Genomic DNA, 9,187 nt, shown 5'->3' with positions numbered 1-9,187 from the left:
TGGGCCTGCGCTTCAAAAGCCTGCACCGAGGAACGCGTGGACAGCACCAGCTGCATTTGGGGGTCGTGCAGGCGCGCCTGCTCCCACGTTTGCAGCAAGTCCAAAGCGTGCGCTGCAGGGCTGAGCAGGCTGGCCGTCAGCAGCCAGCCGATCATGGGACGGCGTTTGAAATGAGGCGTGTACATGCTCACACCTTTGGCTCAGCTGCCAGCCTGAACGCCCAGTTTGCGCAAAATGGTTTCCATCAAGCACCATTGGGTCAAAGCGCTTTGCAGCAAGTTGATGCCCACAAACGCGGTGAAAGCCAACCACCACTGGCTGACAAAAACAGGGCTGCCTTGCACACCGAGTGCCAATGACAACAAGATGAAGGTACCGGCGACCAAACGAACGATTTGCCAAGATTTCATGGTGATTTACTCCAGTTGATGAAAGAAAAAATTCAAGCGCCGTACTTTTTGCGGTACGCCACGTAGTACAAAGTCGGGATGACCACCAAGGTCAGCACCGTGGACACGAAGATGCCAAAGATCAGCGAGATGGCCAGGCCGTTGAAGATCGGGTCATCGACAATGAAGAAGGCCCCGATCATGGCCGCAAGCCCCGTGAGCATGATGGGCTGGGCGCGGGTGATGGCCGACTGCACAATCGCCCGCTTGAATTCCATGCCGCTGTTGACCTGCAGGTTGATGAAGTCCACCAACAAGATCGAGTTGCGCACGATGATGCCCGCCAACGCGATCATGCCGATCATGCTGGTGGCGGTGTACTGCGCGTTCAGCAAAGCGTGGCCTGGCATCACGCCAATGATGGTCAGCGGAATGGGTGCCATGATGATGAGCGGCGTGAGGTAAGAACCAAACTGCGCCACCACCAACAAATAGATCAGGATCAGGCCCACTGCATAGGCCGCGCCCATGTCGCGGAAGGTTTCGTAGGTGATCTGTGACTCGCCATCCCACTTGATGCTGTAGCCGCGCCAGGCGTCGTCGGGCTGGTTGATGAAGTATTCCTCCAGCTTTTGGCCATCCGGGCCTTTGATCTGCGCTATGTCGCCGCGCATCTGGAACAGGCCATACAAGGGGCTGTCCACTTTGCCTGCCATGTCGGCCATGACAAAGTTCACCGGCAACATGTTTTTGTGCACGATGGGCTGCTCGCGCAGCGTGTCGCTCACTGTCACCAACTCGCGCATGGCCACCACCTGGCCTGTGGCGGTTTTCACGCCCAGTTGCAGCAAGGCATCCAGATCGCCATGCAAATGGTCGGGCAGCTGTATCAAGGCGGGCACCGGGTACTTGCTGCCGTCGTGCAAGTAGGTCACCGCCTCGCCCGCCAAACCGGCACGCAAGGTGGTCACAATGGCTTGCTGCGACACGCCCAACATCGCGGCTTTGCGGCGGTCCACCAGCAGCAGCTTGCGCGGGGCGTCGGCAATCGAGCTGTCGTCGATGTCCACCACGCCCTCGGTCTTTTCAAACACGGCGCGCACCGCCTTGGCCACTTGGCGGCGGCCTTCGGCATCAGGCCCATAAATCTCGGCCACGATGGGTGACATCACCGGCGGGCCAGGCGGCACCTCCACCACTTTGACATTGGCCCCGTGGCGGCGACCGATCTCTTGCAAGGCCGGACGCACACGCGTGGCGATCACATGGCTCTTGTCGCTGCGCTCGGCTGCGCCCACCAGGTTGACTTGAATGTCGCCCAGCTCAGCGCCTGCACGCAGGTAGTACTGGCGCACCAAACCGTTGAAGTTGATGGGCGAAGCCGTGCCCACATAGGCTTGGTAGTGCATGACCTCGGGCACGGTGGCCAGGTGACCACCCAGCTCGCGCATCACGGCGGCGGTTTTCTCAAGCGGTGTGCCTGCGGGCATGTCCACCACCACCTGAAACTCCGACTTGTCGTCAAAAGGCAGCATCTTGAGCATGACCAAACCGGTGGCGGGCAAGACCAAAGACAAGGCGATCAAACCCGCCACGCCCAGCCCCAACAGTTTGCGGTTGCGCCCACCGGTGCGGGTGTCGAGCAAGGGCTTGAAGATTTTTTCGAACACAGGTTCGAGTTTGGCGCTCAGACCGCTGTGGCCCCCTGCCGCACCGTGCGCATGGCCAGAAGAGGGCTTCATCCACATGCCCGCCAACCAAGGCGTGATGACGAAGGCAATGGCCAGCGACAGCAACATGCCCAAGCTGGCGTTGATCGGGATCGGGCTCATGTAGGGGCCCATCAGGCCACTCACAAACGCCATGGGCAACAAAGCCGCAATCACGGTGAAGGTGGCCAAAATGGTGGGGCCACCGACTTCGTCCACCGCGCCGGGGATGATCTCGCGGATGCTCTTGCCCGGGTACAGCTGCTGGTGGCGGTGGATGTTCTCGACCACCACGATGGCATCGTCCACCAAAATGCCAATCGAAAAGATCAGCGCAAACAGCGACACGCGGTTGAGCGTGAAGCCCCAAGCCCAGGACGCAAACAGCGTGGCGGTCAGCGTCAAGATCACGGCCACGCCGACAATCGCGGCTTCGCGGCGGCCCAGCGCCATGAACACGAGTGCCACCACCGAGGCGGTGGCAAACAGCAGTTTCTGGATCAGCTTTTGCGCCTTGTCGTTGGCGGTTTCACCGTAGTTGCGGGTCTCCACCACCTGCACGTTGTCAGGAATCACCGTGCCCTGCAGCGTATCGACGCGGCGCTTGACGCCATTGGCCACGTCAATGGCGTTCTCACCCGATTTTTTGGTGATCGACAGCGTCACGGCGGCAAACTCTTCGCCACCGTTTTTGGCGTTGTTGCCGTGCCAGACATAGCGCTCGGCGGGCATGGGGCCGTCTTTCACGTCGGCCACGTCTTTCAAGAAGACCGGCTTACCCTGCACCACTTGCACCACCAAATCGGCCACTTCAGAGGCCTGCGACAGGTGCGGACCGGCTTCGATGGCCACGCTCTGGTTGGCACCCAACAAGTCGCCCACGGGCAGGCCCAAATTGGCCGACTGCAAGGCCATGCGCAAATCGTGCACCGTGACGCCCGAGCCGTTCATGCGCTGCGGGTCAATTTGCACCAACACCGCGCGGCGCGGGCCACCCATGGTGAGCACATCACGGGTGCCGGGCACGCGCTTGATGTCGGCCTCGATGCTGTGCGCCACGCGCTCCAGATCAAAGGCGCTCACGTCTGCGTTTTTGCCATGCAAGGTGAGGGACACGATGGGCACATCGTCGATGCCCTTGGGCTTGATGAGCGGTTCAGGCAAGCCCAGCTTGCGCGGCAACCAGTCGGCGTTTTCGCGGATCGTGTCGTGCAACTTGACCAGCGCCTCGGTGCGCGGCACGCCCACCTTGAACTGCACCGTCATGATCGCCACACCGGGGCGCGAGACCGAGTAGACGTGTTCCACGCCCGCGATTTTGGACAGCACTTGCTCGGCAGGAATCGCCACCATTTGCTCGACTTCGCGCACCGACGCACCCGGGAAGGGCGCGATCACGTTGGCCATGGTCACGTTGATTTGCGGCTCTTCTTCGCGGGGCGTCACCATCACGGCAAACACGCCCAGCAAAAACGCCACCAACGCCAGCAAAGGCGTGATCTGCGCACTTTGAAAGGCGGCCGCAATGCGGCCCGAAATGCCCATTTTTGGCTCGCTCATGGGGCTGCTTTCGGAAGGTTTTTGCCAAGGCTGGCGGGCTCGGTCACCACCTGCTCACCCGCGCTCACACCCGACAGCACCTCGACAGTCTGGCCCGTGGTGCGCCCCAAGCGCACCTGGCGCAAACGCGCTTGGCCTTGCGCGTCCATCACGTAAACACCGGTCATCTCGGCGCGGCGCACGATGGCTGTGAGCGGCAAGAAAACGCGGCCCGCTTGGGCTGCATCCTTGACCCCGTTTGGAGCTGCAGCGCTGGCCGAGCTGCCAGGCACCCAAACCCGGGCGAACATGCCGGGCACCAAGCCCTCAACGCCCGCAGGTAAAGACACACGCAACTGTGCGGTGTGCGTCACCGGATCCACAGCGGGCAGCAATTGGACGCTGGCCGCTGCCACGCTGGTGTGGCCCGAGATCTCGTAACGCACCGATTGCAACTGGTTGCGAACACCTTGAATCATCGACTGCGGCACCGCCGCGCTCACGCGCAAAGCCGAGGGGTCGTGCAAGGTCACCAAGGGGCGGCCCGGCATGGCCATGTCACCCAAGGTGACAGGCACAGCGGACACCACGCCATGGAAGGGGGCACGCACGCTGAAGAAACCCGTCTGTGTTTGGGCTGCACGGGTTTGGGCTTGCTGGGCCTGCACCTGGGCCTGGGCGGCTTCGTACTGGGCTTGGGCGCGCTCCAGAGCGCCTTGGCTGATGTATTGTTTTTGAAAGAGTTGCTTTTGACGGTCCAGCTCTTTGCTGGCCACGCGCAAATTGGCCTGCGCGGCTTCGAGTTGGGCCGTGCTGCCCGCCACATTTTGCTGCGCGGCGCTGGCGTCGATGCGCAGCAGCTCCTGCCCGGCCCGCACCCGGTCACCGGCCTTGACGTTCAAACTGACGATGGCCCCTGGGACCTGGGCCGACAAGGTGGCCTGGCGCACCGCCTCGACCACCGCGTCCAGGCTCATCTCTTGGGCACCTGCTGCGCTGGCTTGTGCGGCCACACTGACCACGCCTGTGGGAGCGGCCTGAGCCCAAGCCGAAGCGACAGGCCAGGCACCCAAGGCCATGGCTGTGGCCAAAATCAAACGTTTGTTCATCAAAGCTTCTCCTTCAAACCGTTAGATTGCGCGTTTGGTTGTTTGCGCACATGCGCAATGATACAATCAAATTCGACACCCCGTCAAACATTTTCCAGCGGACGGCCTCCCTACAATGTGTCTTGGAGCACCCATGAAAGACTTGCCAGCCAAAGCGCTCGAACAAATTGCCGCCTACTTTCAGGCGCTGTCCGAGCCCACGCGCTTGAAAATCCTCAATCTGTTGCGCGACGCCGAGTACAACGTGGGCGAATTGGCCCAGTTGTCGGGCTACTCGGCGGCCAATGTCTCGCGCCATCTGTCTTATTTGGCACAACACGGCATCGTCACCCGCGAAAGCCGGGGCGCGAGCGTGTACTACAAAGTGTCAGACCCCTCTATTTACGCCCTGTGCGATTTGGTTTGCGCCAACATCGCCCGGCAATACGAACAAACCTCCAACGACCGGGCCTTGTTCTCACCGCCCTGATCGCGCGATTGATGCCACGCCAGCTTTGCCGACTCTGTCAACGCAGACCTGGATCGGAATCGAGCGCAGGCGGTTGATGTTTGCATTGGCCTGCTGTGCCAAACCGATTCCAGGTCTTGGCCCAAGCTGTCAAGCACCAGCTCGGCATGACCAAAAAGAGCGCGGCGCGCGTCGCCACACCAGCAGGGCCGCGTTTCACGACACATCGGAACGATCGACCAAAATGCGCTGCGCCTTCATGCATTGCTGGACCGCACGGCGCAAAGCACTGGCCCCGCGCAGTTGGGCATCCATGGCCACCACCGGCAGTTGGCTTTGCGCCCCCGCCTCCAGCAACACGGCCTTGAGCCCTTGATAAGCCGCCTCAAAGGCTTGCAGCTGAAGCTCGGTCTGCGCTGTCGGCACCTTGTCTGAGCCCCATGGTGTCAGCAGCCCTTGGGCCTGCTCGCGCCAAGCTTGCCAAGCCACATTGACAGCCGGGTGGCTGACACGCTCGGCCCAAGCAGCAGCAGCTTCGGCGGCCAGCTCGGTGGCCGTTTCGTAATAACGCGCCACACGCAGCAACTGTGGCAGGCGTGCAGCACTCTCGGCCGACATGCCACTGCGGTTGAGTTGGGTGATGAAGGTGGCAATGGCGCTGGCCAAGCGGTCGGCCACCAAGCTCTTGCGCTGCAGCAAAGGTGACACATCCCGAAAGGCGGTGCGCACCGCGCTTTGGCCCATATCGCCCAAGCGCTGCAGCTCAAGCGCCAAAGCATCGAGTGCCAGCTCGGGCACGGCCAAGGCATTTTTGTCAATGAAGCGCGGCCGCCCCTCGTCTTCTTCGGCCGTTTTGAAGCGGGACTCTAAGAACTGCGTGAGTGGCTGCATCAAGGGCCAAATCAGCAGCACGCCCAGCACGTTGAATGCGGTGTGAAACATCGCCAAGGCTGCCGCAGGCGCGGCATCCAGCGCCAGCCAGTCGCGCAGCACAGCCAAGAAATTCAGCAACCACGGCAGCAACAGCAAAGCCACCACCCCAGTCAACAAATTAAAGACAATGTGCGCAGCCGCCGCCCGCTTGGCGTTGGGCGTGGCGCCCAGCGAGGCCATCAAGGCCGTCACCGTGGTGCCGATGTTGGCCCCAATCACCACAGCCGCTGCGCCTTGGGCCGTGAGCATGCCGCCTTGCGCAGCGGTCAAGGCCACCGCCAGCGCGGCGCTGGAGCTTTGCATCAACACCGTGAGCATGATGCCAATGCCCACCAAGGTCAGCACCTCCAAAGCCCCGGAGCCCCCGGGCAACTGGAAAAAGTCAGACAAGCCAAAAAACGTGTCTTTGAGCAGGTCGATGCCCAAAAACAAAATACCAAACCCAGCCAGGGCCATGCCCACCGCCCCCCTGCGGCTGCCCTCGCCGGTCAAACGCAACATCATGCCCAAACCGATCAAGGGCAAAGCCAGGGCCTCGACCTTGAACTGCAAGCCCACCAAGGCCACCAACCAAGCCGTCACGGTGGTGCCCACATTGGCCCCCAAGAGGACCCAAGCCGCCTGCCTGAATTGCAGCAAACCCGCGTTCACAAAACCAATGGCAGCCACCGTGACCGCGCTGGACGACTGCACCAAAGCCGTAACCAACATGCCCAAGCCCAGCGCATGCCAACGGGTCCGCGTGGACTGCGCCAAGATGCGGGCCAAGGCAAGACCTGCGGCCAAGCGCAGACCATCTGTCATCAAGCCCATGCCCAACAAAAACAGGCCTACACCACCTGCCAAGCCACCGATCCATGCATATGAGTCCATGAAGTTCATTCTTGCACGGCACCGCCCAACAAGCCACCTCAAGCCGACTTCAATACAAAAAAGTTATCATCACCCGAGTACCCCACCCCACTGCCCATGGCACCTCAGGAGACTTGCATGAGCCGCATCGTGAACGCTGAAAAGAGAAAAAACCTGTGCGCTCGTTTGGCCCGCATCGAAGGCCAATTGCGTGGGCTGCAAAAGCTCATTGAAGCCGATGCCGAATGCGAAAAAATCGCCCAGCAAATGGCCGCTGCCCGCAAAGCCTTGGACAAATCTTTCTTCTCCATGGTCGGCTGCATGATCGAGCAAGGTGACCAATCACCTGAGCACGTTGCAGAAATGCTGACCAAATTTGCCTGACGCAGCTCGACGCCCCTGATTCGACCAGGCCAGCACCCAAACCGATGGGCCGCAGGTCAGCTCAAGTTTTGGGCAGCGTCACGCCCACTTGGCCCTGGTATTTACCGCCACGGTCTTTGTAGCTTGTCTCACACACATCGTCTTTGTCGCTCTCAAAAAACAGCACTTGGGCACAACCTTCGCCCGCATAAATCTTGGCGGGCAAGGGCGTGGTGTTGCTGAATTCGAGCGTCACATAGCCTTCCCATTCGGGCTCGAAGGGCGTCACGTTGACGATGATGCCGCAGCGAGCGTAGGTGCTTTTGCCCAAGCAAATGGTCAGCACGTTGCGTGGAATTCGAAAATACTCCAAGGTGCGGGCCAGCGCAAAGCTGTTGGGCGGGATGATGCAGACATCGCTTTCAATGTCCACAAAGCTGCGCTCGTCAAAATTTTTCGGGTCCACCACCGTGCTGTAAATGTTGGTGAACACCTTGAACTCAGGGGCGCAGCGGATGTCGTAGCCATAACTGCTGGTGCCATAGCTGACGATTTTTTGACCGGCTGCATCCTTGCGGATCTGGCCCGGCTCAAACGGCTCGATCATGCCGTGCTCTTCGGCCATGCGGCGGATCCATTTGTCGCTCTTGATGCTCATGGTGTGCCCTTGTTGAATCGCGCTATTTTAGGGGCAGGCCCGGGCCGTCAGAGCCGGGCCAGCCACTTCAACAAAGCTCAGCGGCTGACGCGCCCCTGCACGCCTTGCACCAAGTAGTTCATGTTCAGGATCTGGGCATCGCTCAGGCTTTGGCCTGCGGGCAACACCAGCTTGCCTTCGTTGTCGGTGATCGGGCCTGCGAAGGGCAACAATTGGCCTGAGCCCACAGCCTTTTGTTGGGCCAAAATTTCATCTTGCACTGCCTTGGGCACCTTGGGGCCAAACTCGCCCACGCGGATCATGCCGTCACGGATACCGCCCCACACACTGCCCGTCGTCCAGCTGCCAGACAAGACCGCCCTGACTCTGGCGGTGTAGTAATCGCCCCACTGGTGGGTCACCGCGATGATCTGCGCATCCGGACCGATTTGGCGCATGTCGGAGTGGTAAGCCACCGCCATCTTGCCGCGCTCTTGGGCGGCGGCCATCACGGCGGTTGAGCCAGTGTGGAACGCGATCACATCCACATCTTGGTTGAACAAGGCCATGGCCGCTTCGCGCTCTTTGGGGGGATCAAACCAGGCGTTGAGCCAAACCACTTTGACAGTGGCTTGGGGGTTGACCGAGCGCATGCCCAAAGTGAAGGCGTTGATGCCTTGCAACACCTCGGGAATCGGGAAACCCGCCACATAGCCCGCCACGTTGGACTTGGTCATGCGCCCAGCGGCAATGCCCGCCAAATAGCGGCCCTCGTAATAACGGGCGTTCGACGCGGCCACGTTGGGGGCTGTCTTAAAACCCGTGACCGACTCGAACTTCACATTCGGAAACTCTTTGGCCACCTTGAGCGTGGGCTCCATGTAACCAAAGCTGGGCGTGAAAATGATCTGGTGGCCCTGTTGGGCCAAATCGCGGATGACCCGCTCAGCGTCAGCGCCCTCGGGCACATCGGCCACCCATGTGGTCTTGACCTGTTGGCCCAAAGCCCGCTCAACCGCCTTGCGGCCCTCGTCGTGCTGCTTGGTCCAGCCCGCCTCGGTGATGGGCGAGACATAGACAAAGCCGGCCTTGATGGGCTCGGTGGATGGTTTGGGTGTTGGTGCTGAGATTTGGGCCTGTGCGGCCGAAACAAAAAAGCAGGCGGCCACGAGCGTGGCAGCGAGGTTTTTATACATGGTAGTCCTCTA

8 protein-coding genes and 1 pseudogene are annotated in these 9,187 nt (G+C 60.8%); 2 read left to right on the top strand and 7 right to left on the bottom strand.

All coding sequences use genetic code 11. From position 1 onward, the window contains the following. The 4 genes and pseudogenes from ACIQ39_RS05755 to ACIQ39_RS05740 form a co-directional block, all read right to left on the bottom strand. Window positions 1-185: pseudogene (locus ACIQ39_RS05755) on the bottom strand (transporter); the annotation flags it as partial. Between the two features lie 15 nt (window positions 186-200). Further along, the gene (locus tag ACIQ39_RS05750) at window positions 201-410 is read right to left on the bottom strand and encodes a DUF2892 domain-containing protein (RefSeq protein WP_396433653.1); all 210 of its coding nucleotides are present in this window, start codon (window positions 408-410) and stop codon (window positions 201-203) included. A 32-nt stretch (window positions 411-442) separates the two neighbouring features. Continuing rightward, window positions 443-3,658, bottom strand: a complete 3,216-nt coding sequence (locus ACIQ39_RS05745) for an efflux RND transporter permease subunit (RefSeq protein WP_396433652.1) — start codon at window positions 3,656-3,658, stop codon at window positions 443-445. Next, entirely contained in the window at window positions 3,655-4,746 is a 1,092-nt protein-coding gene (locus tag ACIQ39_RS05740; protein WP_396433651.1) for an efflux RND transporter periplasmic adaptor subunit, read from the bottom strand. Before ACIQ39_RS05740 ends, ACIQ39_RS05745 begins: the two co-directional genes overlap by 4 nt. A 133-nt stretch (window positions 4,747-4,879) precedes the next feature. Here ACIQ39_RS05740 and ACIQ39_RS05735 point away from each other — a divergent pair, with 133 nt between their 5' ends. Continuing rightward, window positions 4,880-5,215, top strand: coding sequence for an ArsR/SmtB family transcription factor (locus ACIQ39_RS05735; protein ID WP_396433650.1), 336 nt, complete (start codon window positions 4,880-4,882; stop codon window positions 5,213-5,215). A gap of 195 nt (window positions 5,216-5,410) precedes the next feature. Here the strand turns inward: ACIQ39_RS05735 and ACIQ39_RS05730 are convergent, their stop codons facing one another. Beyond that, on the bottom strand, window positions 5,411-7,000 hold the full coding sequence (locus ACIQ39_RS05730) for a Na/Pi cotransporter family protein (RefSeq protein ID WP_396433649.1): 1,590 nt from the start codon (window positions 6,998-7,000) through the stop codon (window positions 5,411-5,413). Between the two features lie 117 nt (window positions 7,001-7,117). On the opposite strand from ACIQ39_RS05730, the gene ACIQ39_RS05725 reads away from it, so the two are divergent. Further along, window positions 7,118-7,363, top strand: coding sequence for a metal-sensitive transcriptional regulator (locus ACIQ39_RS05725; RefSeq protein WP_396433648.1), 246 nt, complete (start codon window positions 7,118-7,120; stop codon window positions 7,361-7,363). 61 nt (window positions 7,364-7,424) lie between these two features. On the opposite strand, the gene dcd is transcribed toward ACIQ39_RS05725, so the two are convergent. Both dcd and ACIQ39_RS05715 read right to left on the bottom strand, forming a co-directional pair. Beyond that, window positions 7,425-8,000: a dCTP deaminase gene (gene dcd / locus ACIQ39_RS05720; RefSeq protein ID WP_396433647.1), complete on the bottom strand. Its 576-nt coding sequence runs from the start codon at window positions 7,998-8,000 to the stop codon at window positions 7,425-7,427. A 77-nt stretch (window positions 8,001-8,077) separates the two neighbouring features. After that, on the bottom strand, window positions 8,078-9,175 hold the full coding sequence (locus ACIQ39_RS05715; protein ID WP_396433646.1) for a BMP family ABC transporter substrate-binding protein: 1,098 nt from the start codon (window positions 9,173-9,175) through the stop codon (window positions 8,078-8,080). Window positions 9,176-9,187 lie beyond the last annotated feature (12 nt).

The sequence above is a fragment of the Limnohabitans sp. genome (assembly GCF_044361645.1).
Classification (GTDB): Bacteria; Pseudomonadota; Gammaproteobacteria; order Burkholderiales; family Burkholderiaceae_C; genus Limnohabitans_A.
This window is presented reverse-complemented; position numbering and strand designations above follow the sequence as displayed.

What these genes read in the sequence shown, in the direction of transcription:
- ACIQ39_RS05735 (WP_396433650.1), top strand. Translation starts at nt 4,880, where the DNA reads ATGAAAGACTTGCCAGCCAAAGCGCTCGAACAAATTGCCGCCTACTTT.
- ACIQ39_RS05730 (WP_396433649.1), bottom strand. Translation starts at nt 7,000, where the DNA reads ATGGACTCATATGCATGGATCGGTGGCTTGGCAGGTGGTGTAGGCCTG.
- ACIQ39_RS05740 (WP_396433651.1), bottom strand. Translation starts at nt 4,746, where the DNA reads ATGAACAAACGTTTGATTTTGGCCACAGCCATGGCCTTGGGTGCCTGG.
- ACIQ39_RS05715 (WP_396433646.1), bottom strand. Translation starts at nt 9,175, where the DNA reads ATGTATAAAAACCTCGCTGCCACGCTCGTGGCCGCCTGCTTTTTTGTT.
- ACIQ39_RS05725 (WP_396433648.1), top strand. Translation starts at nt 7,118, where the DNA reads ATGAGCCGCATCGTGAACGCTGAAAAGAGAAAAAACCTGTGCGCTCGT.
- dcd (WP_396433647.1), bottom strand. Translation starts at nt 8,000, where the DNA reads ATGAGCATCAAGAGCGACAAATGGATCCGCCGCATGGCCGAAGAGCAC.
- ACIQ39_RS05745 (WP_396433652.1), bottom strand. Translation starts at nt 3,658, where the DNA reads ATGAGCGAGCCAAAAATGGGCATTTCGGGCCGCATTGCGGCCGCCTTT.
- ACIQ39_RS05750 (WP_396433653.1), bottom strand. Translation starts at nt 410, where the DNA reads ATGAAATCTTGGCAAATCGTTCGTTTGGTCGCCGGTACCTTCATCTTG.